Source organism: Pedobacter zeae, assembly GCF_014196715.1.
GTDB lineage: Bacteria > Bacteroidota > Bacteroidia > Sphingobacteriales > Sphingobacteriaceae > Pedobacter > Pedobacter zeae.
Genome location: NZ_JACIEF010000005.1, coordinates 23,586 through 38,995 on the forward strand (window position 1 = coordinate 23,586; position 15,410 = coordinate 38,995).

Below are 15,410 nucleotides of genomic sequence, written 5' to 3' on the forward strand. Positions count from 1 at the left end.
ATGCCCCCCATTGTCGGCTTTGTTTTTTAGAAAAATATTATGGAAAATAGAGCCGTATTACGGGCTGTTGGTGTTGTGGTTCTTTTTCATCATATTTTATATTTGGTTAGTTTTTGGAAACCACAATGCGGGTTCCCTGGATAGAATATTTGCTTGATAGGGTTCCGCAGATCAGGTCGAGCTGCTCATACAGCCCTTTCTTGCTTAAATCTCCGGTAAAAGTATAGGTAGAAATCTGTTCGTTATCCGATTTTATCTCAATGCCATATGCTTCAGATAAGGTCTTGAAAATTTCCTGAACGCTTTCCTCTTTAAAGTTATAACTCAAACTGCTTGGTATGTTATAAGCTTCGGCCAGCGGAATGGGATTGCTTACCAATGTTTTATTTAAATGATGTTCAGAAAAAACACCTTTTTGATTTGGCGTAAGCAGAATCGGTTCAGCCAATTTTTTTTTAGAGAAATCAAATAATGAACTTTTTTGATTTTCTTCAACATGTACTTTCCCGGTCCTAACCGCAACCTGGGCTGGCAGGTTATCTGTAGCCGATTTAACCAAGAAACTGGTGCCCAAAACCCGAACGACCAATTTTTGATTGTATACCAAAAATGGTTTTTTGGGGTTTTTACTCACTGAAAAGAATGCATCTCCTTTTAGGTATACCGTTCTTTTATTGGCCGCAAAAACTTTAGGGTAAATAATGGTTGCTTTTGGTTTAAGGGCTACAGTACTTTTATCGCTTAGTGCAATCACCACGTTTTGATTGCTTTCATTGGTTTTGCTGATCAGGTTTAAATCAACATTTTCGTCTAAGAAAGATTGTTCTGCGTGGTTGTAGTTAACTAAATATAATCCGGCAATAAAAAAGGCCACAACAATCGAAGCTGCAATGACAACTTTTGGCCAAAGCCATTTAATTTTTAAGGTAGTTGCCGGCCTGCGTTCAATGGTATTGATGTGTTGCCAGGCGTTCCTCTGCATTTCTTCCAATGCCATTGAAGGCAGGTCTTTAAAATTCCTGCTGTTAAGATTATGATACCATTGATCAACCCAAAGCTTTTCGGCTTCGGTACAATCCCCGCTTTCGTAACGGCTGAGTAAATCGTAAAATGATTTCTGATCCATGATGAATAATATTTGGCTTTATATATACCAGTAACACAATGGGGGTGAAGCCCTAAACGGAAACATTAAAAAAAACTAATTATTTTATAACTAATTGGTAATCAACTATAAAAAGGTGTAAAAATTTTTAATGTATTCTTTTATTCTTTTAATGGAGCGGGTGATGTGGTACTCTACAGCTTTTTCGGTAATGTTTAAACCGGCCGCGATGTCTTTGGTAGATTGATGTTTATAACGGCTCAACCTGAAAACTTCCTGTGTTTTTTCAGGCAATGAGTTAATGCTTTCTTCTATAATGGAAGTTAAATCATGAAGGTCGATAAGGTTGGCAGTATCCTGATGGTTTTCTGAATAGGTAAGTGTTTGATATTCCATGTACCTGTTTTCCATTACCAAACTGCGGATGTGATTGATTAAGCTTAACTTTAATGCGCCAAATAAATAGGCCTGCAGGTTATTGATCTTTAAATCCTGCCGTTTTTCCCAAAGCGAAATAAAAATATTCTGAACAAGTTCTTCCGCAATTACGCGGTCGCCCGTTTTCTTATAGGCGGCATAAAGCAGTTCCTTGCTAAAAGTAAAATATATTTTTTCGTAAGCCTGCTTATCGCCCTGTTTTAGGCGATTAAGTAAATCTTCAGATTGGTAAGGCTCAAAAGGAGTCATTGATTTGGTTATTCGGCGTGTAACGAAAGTAAATGTAATAAAATTAATATGGAAAGTTTCGTTAGCCTTTCATAGTTTTCAATTTATGCAATCTGAAAATCTGCTATGCGGTGAGTATATAAGCCTTTTAGGCAATTAACCGGTTAAGCTCTTCTTATCTATAAAAATTTTATCTCCTTTTAGGTCATTTTTTTACCTTTGCTCAATCTCAAAAAAATATGCAAGAAAAAATTGTTGTTTTAGGCTCTAACGGGCAAATAGGAACCGAGTTGGTAACCACGTTACGTAAAATATATGGTGATGATCATGTAGTTGCTTGCGATATACGCAGGCCCGATTACGACATTAAAAATTCAGCACCGTTTGAATTTGTGAATGTTCTGGATAAAGAAATGATCAATGGCATTTTCCACAAATACAGACCCACACAGGTTTATCTTTTGGCCGCCTTATTATCGGCTACAGGCGAACAAAATCCAAAGCTAGCCTGGGATTTAAATATGAACGGCTTACTGAATGTTTTAGATTTAGCGTTAGAATATAAAACTGCTAAAGTATATTGGCCAAGTTCGATTGCCGTTTTTGGTCCGAATTCGCCAAAAGACAATACTTCGCAATATTGTATAATGGATCCGAATACCGTTTACGGAATCAGTAAATTGGCCGGAGAACGTTGGTGTGAGTATTATAACCAAAAATACGGATTGGATGTACGCAGTATCCGATATCCTGGATTAATCAGCTGGAAAGCAGCTCCGGGCGGTGGAACAACAGATTATGCGATCCACATTTTCCACGATGCATTAAAAAAAGGCAGTTACCAAAGTTTCTTAAGTGCAGAAACAGAGCTCCCAATGATGTACATGGATGATGCTATCCGCGGTACGATTGAGCTGATGGATGCACCTGCCGATCAGATTTCGGTACGCAGCAGTTACAATTTTGCAGGAGTAAGCTTTACACCTGAGGTGCTGGCAGCCGAAATCAGAAAACATATTCCGGATTTTACCTTATCTTACGCAGCCAATGATCCGCGTCAGCAGATTGCGAACAGCTGGCCACGTTCCATAGACGATAATTATGCAGCAAAAGACTGGGGATGGAAACCAGAGTTTGATTTGTCCAAACTCACAATTGACATGTTGAATAATTTAAAAAAATAATATAAAGGTATAGGGTTGGAAAGCTGAGGGCTTAGGGCCTCAAATCTCAATTCTCATATCTCAATACTCCAAACAATGGGAAGAGCATTCGAATTTAGAAAAGAGCGAAAATTTAAGCGTTGGGCCAAAATGGCGGTTCAGTTTACGCGTATTGGTAAAGATATTGTAATGGCAGTTAAGGAATCAGGGCCTCATCCGGAAACCAACTCCCGTTTACGTACAGCCATACAAAATGCGAAAGCGGTTAACATGCCAAAAGATAGGGTAGAGGCAGCCATTAAGCGCGCATCTGATAAATCTTTGGCAAACTACGAAGAAATTGTATACGAAGGTTATGCGCCGCATGGTGTTGCCGTTTTGATCGAAACTGCTACCGATAATACCAATCGTACGGTGGCAAATATTCGCAGTTATTTTAACAAAACGAATGGTACTTTAGGCAAAACCGGATCGTTGGACTTTGTTTTTAACCGCAAATCTATTTTCCGTTTTGTACCTGCTGAAGGGTTAGACCTGGAAGAACTGGAGTTTGAATTAATTGATGCCGGTTTGGAAGAACTTTATGTTGAGGCTGATGAAGAAGGAAACGATATTGTGGTTGCCCAGGGTGCCTTCGAAAACTTCGGTTCCTTACAAAAAGCTTTGGAAGAAAAAGGCATTGAATTAAAAAGCTCGAAACTGGAGCGCATTGCTTTATCTCATCATGAGGTTACCGAAGAGCAGGCTGCTGATGTATTAAAATTGATCGATAAACTGGAGGAAGATGATGATGTGCAGGCGGTTTATCACAATATGGCCGAGTAACAGCAATTGAATAATTTATTTAGAAGAGCCTGAAGAATTTTCTTCAGGCTCTTTTTTTACTTCGTAGTCATGCTGAACTAGAGAACTTTTTTGTTTCGTGGTGCTTAGGCCCCGCAGGTTTTTAAAACCTGCGAAGTTTGATTTAATCTACTATTTTTTATGCGAAAATAACCAGGGTAATAACTCCGGTTCGGCAAATGCACTGTCCCAGCTATTGTGGTTGGCATTTGGATAAAGGGTAAACTTCACTTCATCGCCAACCGTTTTTAATCGTTCTGCAATGGCGATAGAGAATGCCGGATCTACGATATCATCTTTTGCACCATGAAAGATCCAAAGCGGTATTTTTTGATACTTCTTAATGTTGTTGGTATTGTCTCCACCACAAATGGCAATGGCTGCGGCAAATTTACGGCGCTCTCTCCTTAACAATTCGTAAGTACCCATAGCACCCATTGATAAGCCACCAACATAAACCTGATCTCTGTTTACAAATGGCTTTTTAAGAAAATTTTTAACCATCCCCTGGAGGGCATGCATAGCTTTGGTAGGCTTCCCATCTTCTATAAAGCTGATTTTTCTTTTGCCTTTGGCATCTTGCTCAAAATTAATATTGGCCCAATAATCGTTCTGTGGACATTGCGGGAAAACCACAATTGCAGGAAAATTTTTGCGTATATCAGGTTTTAAGAACAACTTTCCGCCATGTACCAGTTGGCTGGCATTATCGTTGCCTCTCTCTCCGGCTCCGTGCAAAAAGAAAACGATCGGATATTTTTGATCGGGATTAAAATTTTCTGGAAACAATATCCTGTAGTAGATAGAATCCTTTCCTTTAATAAAGCTTCCCCTGTCGTATTTTTTAAAATCTTGAGCGTTTAAAAAGAGTACAGAAAAAAGAATGCAGATTGTTAAGGTAATCTTTTTCATCTTTTTAATTTTTTTCATTCAACAAAAATAGAAAACCCTGACTACTTTACAATAGTACAGGGTTCATAACCAAACCTAATTGTCTTTATTGCAATGTAAAAGATGCTTCTTTTACATCGTGTGAGTTTGTGCCGATAAATACTTTGAAATCGCCGGGTTCTGCCGCAAATTTCAGGTCTGAATTGTAAAATTTGAGGTCGTTTTCAGAAATGTTGAAAGTGATCGTTTTGCTTTCCCCGGCTTTTAAATTTACCTTTTGGAAACCTTTTAGCTCTTTAACCGGGCGGGTAATGCTGCCCACAAGATCCTGGATATACAACTGAACAACCTCTTTACCATCATATTTGCCCGTATTGCTTAAAGTTACCGATGCTGTGATCGATTTTCCTTTGGTTAAGGTATTTGAACTTAATTTAATATTGCTGTAAGCAAATGTGGTATAGCTCAAGCCAAAACCGAAAGGATATAACGGATCGTTGCTTACATCTAAATAATTGGACCGGAATTTTTCGAACCATTTGCCTTCTGCCAAGGGCCGACCGGTGTTTTTATGTGCATAATATAAGGGTACCTGACCTACGTTTTGAGGGAACGTAGTACTCAATTTGCCTGATGGATTTACATCGCCAAAAAGTACATCGGCAATTGCACTGCCAGCCTCACTGCCCGGAAACCAGACATTTAAAATGGCCTGGATATTTTCCTGCTCCCAGTTTAGTGCCAACGGACGGCCGGTAAACAATACCAATACCACCGGTTTACCTGTTTTAGCTAAAGCCTTTAATAAATTTTTCTGTGTTTCAGGGATCTGGATATCAGTTACACTGCTGCTTTCGCCGGTAAATTCAGAACCTTCTCCAACAGCAGCTACAATGACATCCGATTTTTTTGCTATTTCTAAAGCTTCTTTGATCATTTCCGCTTTGGTACGGAGGTCGCGTTTATAGGTAGGGTTGTGGATGTTTACATAACGGTGTTCCATGGCAGAATCGGCCAGGAAATTGGCACCCCGCGCTGTTAGTATTTTGGCATTATTGCCCACAGCATTTTTCAGACCTTGCAATACGGTAACCGATTGATCAAAAAGGGCAGCAACACTCCAGGTACCATACATATTTGCCGTATTATCGGCCAATGGACCAATTAAACCGATCGTACCTGATTTTTTTAATGGAAGAATATGGTTATTGTTTTTTAACAATACAAAGCTTTCGCCGGCAACCTGGCGAGCCACTCCGCGGTTAGCCGGACTGAAAACCTCTTTTTCTGCCCTCTCAGGATTACAGAATTTATAAGGATCTGTGAACAAGCCCAGTTTATATTTTGCCTGGAGTATCAGTCTACAGGCCCTGTCGATCTGTGCGATACTTACTTTTTTCTCAGCCAGCGATTTTTTTAGTGTCCCTAAAAAACCTTCGCCCACCATATCCATATCTATGCCTGCATTTAAAGCCAATGCCGAAACGGTTTGCAGATCACCCATGCCATGTGCAATCATTTCAGGGATGCCGGTATAATCGGTTACTACAAAACCTTTAAAGCCCCATTGGTTACGTAAAACATCAGTCATTAACCATTTGTTTCCGGTAGCAGGGATACCGTCAACTTCGTTAAAGGAAGCCATTATGCTTGCGGCTCCGGCATCAACGGCAGCTTTATACGGTGGGAAATATTCGTTGTACATGCGTACCCTGCTCATATCAGTAGTGTTATAATCTCTTCCTGCTTCGGCGGCACCATATAAGGCATAATGTTTTACGCAGGCCAGAATTTCGTTGTTGGCCTGAAGTTTACCCTGGTAGCCCTTTACCATTGCTGCCGCAATCTGCGAACCCAGGTAAGCATCTTCTCCACTTCCTTCCGAAATTCTGCCCCAACGCGGATCCCTGGATATATCTACCATAGGAGAGAAAGTCCAGTTAATGCCACTGGCACTTGCTTCTATCGCTGCTACACGTGCCGATTTTTGTACCGCTTCCATGTCCCAGATGCAGCTTATACCTAAAGGAATCGGAAAGACGGTATGGTAACCGTGGATAACATCCATCCCGAAAAGTAAAGGAATTTTCATGCGGCTGTTTTCTACCGCAATTTTTTGTACCGCCTTAATCTTATCTACACCTTTGATGTTGAATAAACCACCCACTTGTCCGGCTTTTATTTTTTTAGAAATGTCGCTGCTGTTGGCCTGCCCGGTAGTGATATCTCCAGAACTTGGCAAGTTCAGCTGACCTATTTTTTCGTCAACTGTCATTTTCGCCATCAGGTTGCTGATGAAGGTATTCATCTTCGCTTGTTCTGCCGAAACAGGCTTTTTGGTCTGTGCCGATCCGTTCAGTACAAACAGGGTTAAAAAAACAACCAGGATATTCGCTCTCTTCATTATATGTGTATTTTATTCTTTGTTAATCAACTTTTTTTACTTCGGTTTTTGCCGATACGCCATTTTCATTTATCGCCTCTATGGCAAAATAATACGCTTTTTGACTATCCATTGCCTTAAACCAATATTCATTAAAATCGTGGATCATGATACAATTGTACAGCTTATCGGGTGCGGTGCCGTAATAAAGATTATAGGCAAAAGCATTATCAACGGGTTCCCATTTGATGTAGGCGCTTCGTTTGTCTTTTTCTGTCCTTAAAACGATCAGGTTTTTCACTTTTGTGGGTTTCTCCCCATTTCCATTGCCAAATACGCGTAAGCCACTGATGGCAAATTTACCTGTGGGCATGTGTATGTTGACCATTTTAATGAACCGGGTTTTTACCGGCTTTTGGAGTTCAATGTAATCGTGCGGAACATCTGTTTTATTCTGGCTTTTATCAACCAGCACGGTCCATTTTTTCCCGTCAGTTGAAGAAAGGATTTTATACTGGTGGTAAATTCCGGTCTGTTTCCCTAAAAATTCAGCATCCTGATCGGCATAATTGATCTGTATGGCGTTAACGGTAGCAAGGCTGCCGAGGTCAGTCTGGATCCACTCGCCATTATCTGCTGTTTTAGCACTCCAGTACGTTTTAATGCTTTCGTCAACCGCGTTATTGGCATTAAAGCCTCCCAGAGTAGACGAAACGGTTACCGGTTTTTTATAGTTGATGAGCATCCAGCCTGGCCCTGCCGGACCGTCCTCTTTTCTTTCTGAAGGCAAATAAAGCGGGTAATCGCCAAAGGCCGTATTGGTCCACATTACATCATCCTTGTCGAAACCTGTTGGCCAGATACCCATCCTGCGCTCCCAGGTGTTTTTTACGCAGATAATGCTGGTAGAAATGTGCCAGTAATTTTTGTTGTTATCCTGAAAGGTAGCCCCATGCCCGGCACCACGGGAGAAGCCACCTCCTTTATAACTTAAAGGATCGGATTGTGGCGTAGTAGGGGTATCATAAAACAAAGGTTTGGTGCCCACCACCACACCATCAGAATAGCCGCTGAACTCAGTTCCTGGTGCGCCATACTGAAAATAATATTTGCCATTGTGCTTGGTCATCCAGGCACCCTCCGCGAAAGGATCAAGGAACGTATTGTCCATATATTCGCCAAAGCGTTGCCAGCCATAGCGCCAGCTCTCTAACAGGTACATCGGGGTACGTGTACCTTTGGGTTTAAAGGTTTTGCGGTCTAACTCTACGCCGTACATTGGGTAATTGTTGCTGCTTCCGTTGTACATGTAAAATTTGCCATCGTCATCAGTAAAAAATGCAGGGTCCCAACCGCCTATTTCTAAAGAATCGACCAATGGAAACCATTTGTTCCCTTTAGGATCGGTGCTTCCCCACAAGGTAAAATTTTTGGTATAGGTACTGCCGAAAACCACCATCGTATCGCCTATAATGCCCACACCAGGGGCACAGAGTTCATCTTTTGTTTTATTCCACGGGCGAAGAAATTTTCTTTCGTGGAACTTCCAGTTCAGCATATCGGCACTATGCCAATAGCCCCACTGGTTGGTGCTGAAAAGAAAGAAATCGCCTTTATAATTTACGATTACAGGATCGGCAGTGGCCCGGTGTTTACCCCATTCGGTAAAAGACTCAAAGGGGGTATAACCATAATCTACATTGATGGGGTTGCAGTAAGTTTTCTGTTGTGCAGAAACTGTACAAGCAGCACTGAAGAGTAAGCTTACCGATAAAAATATTTTGAATAAATGTTTAGCCATTATTCGTATGTGATTAATTAAAAATGTTTATCCGGGCGCAGCTGGAACATCCTATCGACATCCCGCTAACGGTTAATCCGGTAACGTGCGATTGGTGTTCCCAGTATACCCACATATCGTGCGCACCACCTGTTGAAGTTAATGTAACGGTGTAAACATCGCCATTTTCCGGTATCTGGCCAATAACGGTTCCGCTTGGAGAATTTGGTGGAATAAAGAAAGAATAAACAATCCCACTGGTATTATTTTCTAGCCTTACATATACGCCATCGGTGGTTGAGTTGGTTGCTGTTACATTTACCGTGGCGAATTTTGCTGTTGCTTTTTTATGTTTAGCATAAGGTATATTGGTAAAACCCGTGTTGAGGATGATACTCCCTATCATTGCTGTTAATATTAAAATTACTTTTTTCATGGTTCTGTAGATTTAGTTTGAATATATGATGGCTAAACATTTATATGCAATTAATATCAGGGTGTGAATTGGAAATCGAGTTTCTTTAATCCATTTTGAACATCCTTATTTCCCATAAACAGCTTCCAGAGCAACCCTGACCTGTAATTTTCGATCATTACTACCATAGGTCCCTGGTCTATTCCCAAGTATCTTTTTGGATACCAGTTGTCGGTTTCGGAGAAGGCATCATAAAAGCCGTATTTGCCCCAAACCTTATCGCCTAAATCCTCATAAAGATGCCTGATTACCTTCATTGATTCTTTTGGGGTATAGGGAATTGAAGAAATGGCTGCGGTGGGAGAGATAACGCCGTAATCTTCCTGAAGGCTATGGGCGGCATAACCTTTTACAGAGTAACTGGCGGTTAAACCCCAGCTATTTTCGCCATAGCCTTTAAATTTTTTAGGGTTGGCTACGCAATAATCATGTATGGCCAATGTTTGGTTTACATTGTTTTCCCAGTAATCGGCATAGCGGTCTTTTAATCCCTTAGGATTTAAGCCTAAATAGGAATAATGTGCCCAGAATAAAGGGCCTACAGAATTCTTTGCGCCCTGGTAATCCAATGGGATATGGTGCCCATAAAGGTTAAAATCAGCTTTAATTTTTCCCCCTCTTGCCCAGCCCTCATGATAAACCTCGGCCGGTACCGTGTGGGTAGGGGAGGAAGCGGCCATAACATACATGATTAAACATTCGTTATAACCTTTAACCGGAAAGTTCATCTCCCAGTTATACTCCGGCGACCAATGCCAGTACAATACATTTTTTCCGTTGCGGTACCAGCTGAAATCTATTCCTTTCCAAAGCTCATCGGCTTTTTTTGCCAGGGCTTTTTCGGCTTCTGTTCCATTCTTATAATATTCTTTGATGCAGATCAGCGCTTGCGCAACAAAAGACGTTTCTACCAGGTCGCCTCCGTTATCTTTCCGCCCAAAAGGACGTACTTTGCCGGTTTCGCCATTTATCCAGTGCGGCCATGCACCATGAAAGCGATCTGCCCGGGATAGGAAATCCAATATTTTATTTAACCGGTCTAACCCTTCTTTCTTGCTTACATAATTCCTGTCGATCCCACTTAAAATGGCCATTAACCCAAATCCTGTGGCGCCTGTAGCTACGGTGTTTTTATCATTTTCAGGGTATATATTATCAACATGGAAACGCTCCCTGCCTGCACCAGAGGTGGGTTCAGCACCATCCCAAAAATATTGGAAGGTCTGTTTTTGAACAAGATCCAATAATTCGATATCGGAAAGATTTTTTTTGATCGTTAAATCAGGAACATAAGTTGTGTTTTTATTTTTGGTGCAAACCGGGAAGAGCAAAAAAGGGCATAATACTGTTATCAGTAGGGAAGTAATTTTGCCTGAGAAGATGTTTAGCATAGTATTAGAAGAAAAAAAGGTTGCCAGCATTCACCGGCAACCTTTGTCTAAAGATGTATTAGTAACCAGGGTTTTGTTTTAACAGGTTGCCACTTAGCTCAATCTCGTTCTGAGGAATTGGCCAAACTTCATTTTTATTGGCTTTCCAGCCCTTAACACCAAAAACAGCTGAACCTCTGCCCTGACGGATGACATCGAAATAGCGATCATTTTCCATTGCGAGTTCTACTTGTCTTTCTTTCCAGATCGCATTGCGTAGCGCGGTTTTATCCGTGGTGGTCACATCAGGCAGGATGTTGTTATTGCCTCCTCTGGCGCGTTTACGCACACGGTTGAGCGAAGTTAATGCCTGCGATGGAATGTTCTGCTCATTGGCTGCCTCTGCATTCATCAGAAGGATATCTGCAAATCTTAATACCCTGAAATTTTGTTGTGCACCCTCATTAAATCCGGAAACACGCATAGCAAAAGGCACGTAAGATTTTTGATTGTACCGATCGTTTGGTACAGTAGTCGGAATTAAGTCGCCCTGAGGAGTCGTTTCGCCTTTAAATAATATAGTTGCGTCCCTACGTGGGTCTCCTGCTTCAAAAGCATTGGCTAATACTTCTGATGGTGTATTAAACCCCCAGCCCATAATGCCAGCTACACCCTGCACCTGACTGTATTGTGAATTGGAAGCGTCAGGATTACCGGGAACCAGCTCTGCCTGTACTTCAAATAACGATTCGATGTTATTTTCGTTCTCGGTTCTGAAACCTTTTTCAAAATCAGGAAAAAGATCATAACCCATTGTCATTACCTGGTTGGTTAGCGCAAGTACATCTGCCCATTTGCCCTGGTACATGGCAACTTTTGCATGTAAACCAATTGCAGCACCCTTTGTTGCCCTGCCTAAATCTGCCGCACCGTACGATTGTGGTAATACTGCTGCAGCTTCAGTTAAGTCTTTTTCGATTTGAGCATAAACGGTGGCTTTATCCGATTGCGGTAGGTTATATTCACTATTGTCTTTAGGAACATGTAACCTTAATACCACATTGCCATAGGCGCGAACTAACCTGAAGTAAGAATATGCCCTTACAAATTTTGCTTCGGCGAGGTACCTGTTTTTTAACGATTCATCCATGCTGATATTAGGGATGTTATCCAGAACCTGGTTGCAAAGGTTTATATTCTGGTACTGACCGGTCCAAAAATCCTGAAGCGAACCATGGGTAGACGTTACCGTAAACTGATCGTAAAGGTTAAAAAAAGTGGCATCAGTAGGAGTGCTTCCTTTATCAGCCTCGTCTGATCCGGTACTTTCGATAGCGATCGCGTTAAAAGCAATATTATTCCAACTTCTTAAGTTGGCGTAAATGGCATTAACGCCTTTTAAGGCATCTTCAGGAGTTTTCCAGAAGGTTACTGATGGCTGCTGAGCCTGTGGCGGAACATTTAGAAAATCTTTTTTGCATGATGCAGTGAAAAGTACTGTACTAAATGCAGCTGCAGCAAAAAATGATTGTGTATTTATATATTTTTTCATTTTAAGTCGATTAGAAAGTTACGTTAACCCCAAAGTTGTAAGTAGCAAACAAAGGATATACATTGGTATCGATTCCTGCATTTGTTGGTGTTCCACCTACCTCCGGACTAAATCCTTTATACCCAAAAATGTTAACAGCATTTTGTGCGTTCAGGAATACCCTTAAACGTTGCATTTTCCATTTGTTAACAAGTGAAGCGGGTAAGCTATAACCCAACTGGATATTCCTTAACCTGATATAATCGCCTTTTTCTACGTAAAACGAATTTGGCGCATTATTTAAACCGCCTGCTAAATCTGCAGAAGGGTAGGTGTTCGAAGTACCAGGTCCTGTCCAGCGGTGATCAAAGAAATCTTTGGTGTAGTTTTCGTTACCAAATCTGCTGCTTAGGTTTGCATTAAATACACTTACATCAGCAACACCCTGGATATCGAGTGTTAAATCGAAATTTTTATAGGCGAAGTTGGTATTTAAACCATAAGTGAATTTAGGATTTGGATTACCAAGAACAACCCTGTCCCTTAAATCGATTGTTCCATCACCGTTGATGTCTGCATACTTAAAGTCACCTTTTTTAAATCCTGGCCAAGCTGCGGCTTCTGCATCTGTTTGGAAGATGCCAACAACCTGGTAGCCATAAAATTCTCCAATTGGCCTGTTGTTAACCGTTCTGGTAGAAAGATAACCACTGGTTAAGCCAGCACCGCCCTTATAGATCGGGTTGGCTCCTGAAGTTACGTTTAATACTTTATTGTTATTGATTCCAAGATTTCCACTGATCGAATAGGTTAATCCCCCCGATGTTTTATCAGCCCAGGTTGCTAAAAATTCGAAACCACGGTTTTGGATATCGGCCTGATTGGCAATAATAGAACTATTTACTGTTCCCAGACTTCCCAAAACCGGGATATCAAATATTGCCTGTTCTGTTTTTCTATTATAGTAATCTAATTCAATGTTTAATCTGTTTTTTAGGAAGCCCATTTCCAAACCAATATCAGTTCCTGCACTTCTTTCCCAGAATAATGTTGGGGGTACAATGGTTCTGATGCTTGCTCCGGTATACGGAATTCCTCCAAATATGGCTATTAATGCTGCTGTTTGATCAACTGTTTGGGTTGATGGGTTAAATGGAACCCCGGCATTACCTACTTTACCCCAACTTCCCCTTAGCTTTAAATTACTGAAGATATTCTGGTTTTTCATAAATTCTTCGTTGCTGATTACCCAGCCTGCTCCGATTGATGGGAAATTTCCCCAAACATTGTCAGAGCCAAAAAATTGAGAAGCACCGTCTCTTCTGATGGAAGCATTTAATAAATATTTGTTTTTGTAACCATAATTAACCCTGGCAAAGTATGATGAAAATGTACTCAACTCGCCTTTATCAATAATACTCCTGCTGGCAGCATCACCCAATGCTAAATATAAATCGCCCTCACTGCTGTATGGAACATTTTGCGCATCGGCATTTATGGTATACATTTTATTTCGCTGAGCAGTTTGACCAGCCAAAACCGTTAGACTATGGTCGTCCCATTTTTTGTCAAAAGTTAAGGTGTTCTCAACCAGCCAGTTTCTGTTTTCAATGCGGTCTATATCAAGTTTACTTACTGTGCTAAGCTGAGTATTGGTAGCTTTATATTTTGGCACATAACCCCTAACTTCTTCCTGTCCAAAATCTCCGCCTATACTGGTTTTGAAAGTAAAGTTCTTAAGGAATTTTAATTCGGCATATACATTACCATTGATTTTATACTTAGTGGTATTCTGGTTAAAGAAATCCAAAGTAGCCTGCGGATTCATATTACTTCCGTTACCAAGGTTGAATGCATTTGGATCACCATAACTGCCATCAGCATTAAAAACAGGTACAACTGGCGATGCAGCATACATGGCTCTAAATATGGTAGATGGCGCATCTTTCGATTTACTGTATGTACCGGCAACATTGTAGCCGATTTTTAGAGGTTCGAAAATCTGGTAATCGTTAGCCAGCCTTACAGTATAACGTTTGTAGTTATTGTTCTTCACAATACCGTCCTGATCAAGGTAACCTAAAGAAAAATTGTAGGTCGATTTTTCAGTTCCACCGCTAATAGATAACTGGTGATTGTTAACCATGGCAGTTCGCAGCACCTGGTCATACCAGTTGGTTCCGGTACCTAAATTGGTATTTGTGAATAGTGGAGTTGCCGGCGGAGATTGAAGAGCATATGCTTCGTTTACAGCGGTAGCATATTCACTCGCATTTGCCATTTCTACTTGGTTAGTTACCTTTTGAATACCAACAGATCCGTTATAATTAATTACGGCAGTTCCTTTTTTACCTTTAACCGTAGTTACCAAAACAACGCCGTTTGCCGCACGGATACCGTAAATAGATTGCGATGATGCATCTTTTAAGATACTGATATTAGCAATATCAGCAGGGTTAAGGAAATTAATATCGTCATACCATACACCGTCTACTACGTATAATGGTCCGGTTTTTCCATAAATGGTGCTTGTTCCACGAATGGTGATCTGCGGAGAAGAACCAGGTGTACCAGTATTGGTTATGGATACACCAGCAACTTTTCCCTGTAAAGCACTTACCGGGTTAACCGATGCCTGCTTAGCGATGTCTTCGCCTTTTACGGTTCCAACAGCACCGGTAACATCAATTTTTCTTTGCGTACCATAACCCACCACTACAACCTGCTCTAATTGTTGTGTTGATGATGCCAGTGATACATTAATGGTCGTTTGGTTATTTACAGCTTGTTCTTGTGCTGTGTAGCCTACAAAGTTGAATACTAAGGTGGCGTTCGCCGGCACACTAAGTGAGTAGTTGCCGTTTACATCTGTTTGGGTGCCACCTTGTGTGCCCTTGATTAAGATAGATACGCCGGGTAATGGGGTCTTGTCACCCCCATCAATTACCTTACCTTTTACGGTAATGTTTTGCGCTAATGCTACGTTAATTGTAAGCAAACAAAATGCAGCGAGAACAGAAATTCTTGTAAAGATTCTTTTCATGCTTTATTATAAAATTTAGTTTAATTGTTATGTTAAAATTGAGGTTGTTTTTGCTGATGTGCAAGTGTTTTTACCTCAACATTATTACATCAAGTTGGCTGATAATGTTTCACTTTAAGATAAACCGAATGCGATTTTGGGTCAAAAACGCAGTTTTTGG

At 40.8% G+C, this 15,410-nt stretch carries 11 protein-coding genes; 2 read left to right on the plus strand and 9 right to left on the minus strand.

The features are described 5' to 3' along the window. Window positions 1–106: 106 nt before the first annotated feature. Window positions 107–1,126 (minus strand): FecR family protein, encoded by a 1,020-nt coding sequence (locus GGQ60_RS22135; protein WP_183768511.1) that lies wholly within the window; start codon window positions 1,124–1,126, stop codon window positions 107–109. A 105-nt stretch (window positions 1,127–1,231) separates the two neighbouring features. Next, window positions 1,232–1,792 (minus strand): sigma-70 family RNA polymerase sigma factor, encoded by a 561-nt coding sequence (locus GGQ60_RS22140; protein ID WP_183768513.1) that lies wholly within the window; start codon window positions 1,790–1,792, stop codon window positions 1,232–1,234. A gap of 218 nt (window positions 1,793–2,010) precedes the next feature. Between GGQ60_RS22140 and GGQ60_RS22145 the strand changes: the two genes are divergently transcribed. Together GGQ60_RS22145 and GGQ60_RS22150 are read left to right on the plus strand one after the other, a co-directional pair. Then, on the plus strand, window positions 2,011–2,955 hold the full coding sequence (locus tag GGQ60_RS22145; protein WP_183768515.1) for an NAD-dependent epimerase/dehydratase family protein: 945 nt from the start codon (window positions 2,011–2,013) through the stop codon (window positions 2,953–2,955). Window positions 2,956–3,030: 75 nt separating this feature from the next. Next, a complete protein-coding gene (locus tag GGQ60_RS22150) occupies window positions 3,031–3,759 on the plus strand; it encodes a YebC/PmpR family DNA-binding transcriptional regulator (protein WP_183768517.1) in 729 nt (242 codons plus the stop codon). 150 nt (window positions 3,760–3,909) lie between these two features. Here the strand turns inward: GGQ60_RS22150 and GGQ60_RS22155 are convergent, their stop codons facing one another. From GGQ60_RS22155 to GGQ60_RS22185, 7 genes are all read right to left on the minus strand, one after another. Further along, window positions 3,910–4,689, minus strand: coding sequence for a carboxylesterase family protein (locus GGQ60_RS22155; RefSeq protein WP_221236025.1), 780 nt, complete (start codon window positions 4,687–4,689; stop codon window positions 3,910–3,912). A gap of 85 nt (window positions 4,690–4,774) precedes the next feature. Next, window positions 4,775–7,072, minus strand: coding sequence for a beta-glucosidase BglX (gene bglX, locus GGQ60_RS22160; protein ID WP_183768521.1), 2,298 nt, complete (start codon window positions 7,070–7,072; stop codon window positions 4,775–4,777). A 22-nt stretch (window positions 7,073–7,094) separates the two neighbouring features. Beyond that, window positions 7,095–8,852, minus strand: a complete 1,758-nt coding sequence (locus GGQ60_RS22165; protein ID WP_229685189.1) for a discoidin domain-containing protein — start codon at window positions 8,850–8,852, stop codon at window positions 7,095–7,097. A gap of 13 nt (window positions 8,853–8,865) precedes the next feature. Further along, a complete protein-coding gene (locus GGQ60_RS22170; RefSeq protein ID WP_183768523.1) occupies window positions 8,866–9,267 on the minus strand; it encodes a hypothetical protein in 402 nt (133 codons plus the stop codon). 56 nt (window positions 9,268–9,323) lie between these two features. Then, a complete protein-coding gene (locus GGQ60_RS22175; protein WP_183768525.1) occupies window positions 9,324–10,697 on the minus strand; it encodes a glucoamylase family protein in 1,374 nt (457 codons plus the stop codon). Between the two features lie 58 nt (window positions 10,698–10,755). Beyond that, on the minus strand, window positions 10,756–12,228 hold the full coding sequence (locus tag GGQ60_RS22180) for a RagB/SusD family nutrient uptake outer membrane protein (RefSeq protein WP_183768527.1): 1,473 nt from the start codon (window positions 12,226–12,228) through the stop codon (window positions 10,756–10,758). A gap of 10 nt (window positions 12,229–12,238) precedes the next feature. Next, on the minus strand, window positions 12,239–15,250 hold the full coding sequence (locus tag GGQ60_RS22185) for a SusC/RagA family TonB-linked outer membrane protein (RefSeq protein WP_183768529.1): 3,012 nt from the start codon (window positions 15,248–15,250) through the stop codon (window positions 12,239–12,241). Between the last annotated feature and the right edge of the window lie 160 nt (window positions 15,251–15,410).

Bases quoted from the DNA above. Each gene is read 5' to 3' on its own strand.
- GGQ60_RS22135 (WP_183768511.1), bottom strand. From the start codon at position 1,126: ATGGATCAGAAATCATTTTACGATTTACTCAGCCGTTACGAAAGCGGG.
- GGQ60_RS22140 (WP_183768513.1), bottom strand. From the start codon at position 1,792: ATGACTCCTTTTGAGCCTTACCAATCTGAAGATTTACTTAATCGCCTA.
- GGQ60_RS22145 (WP_183768515.1), top strand. From the start codon at position 2,011: ATGCAAGAAAAAATTGTTGTTTTAGGCTCTAACGGGCAAATAGGAACC.
- GGQ60_RS22150 (WP_183768517.1), top strand. From the start codon at position 3,031: ATGGGAAGAGCATTCGAATTTAGAAAAGAGCGAAAATTTAAGCGTTGG.
- GGQ60_RS22155 (WP_221236025.1), bottom strand. From the start codon at position 4,689: ATGAAAAAGATTACCTTAACAATCTGCATTCTTTTTTCTGTACTCTTT.
- bglX (WP_183768521.1), bottom strand. From the start codon at position 7,072: ATGAAGAGAGCGAATATCCTGGTTGTTTTTTTAACCCTGTTTGTACTG.
- GGQ60_RS22165 (WP_229685189.1), bottom strand. From the start codon at position 8,852: ATGGCTAAACATTTATTCAAAATATTTTTATCGGTAAGCTTACTCTTC.
- GGQ60_RS22170 (WP_183768523.1), bottom strand. From the start codon at position 9,267: ATGAAAAAAGTAATTTTAATATTAACAGCAATGATAGGGAGTATCATC.
- GGQ60_RS22175 (WP_183768525.1), bottom strand. From the start codon at position 10,697: ATGCTAAACATCTTCTCAGGCAAAATTACTTCCCTACTGATAACAGTA.
- GGQ60_RS22180 (WP_183768527.1), bottom strand. From the start codon at position 12,228: ATGAAAAAATATATAAATACACAATCATTTTTTGCTGCAGCTGCATTT.
- GGQ60_RS22185 (WP_183768529.1), bottom strand. From the start codon at position 15,250: ATGAAAAGAATCTTTACAAGAATTTCTGTTCTCGCTGCATTTTGTTTG.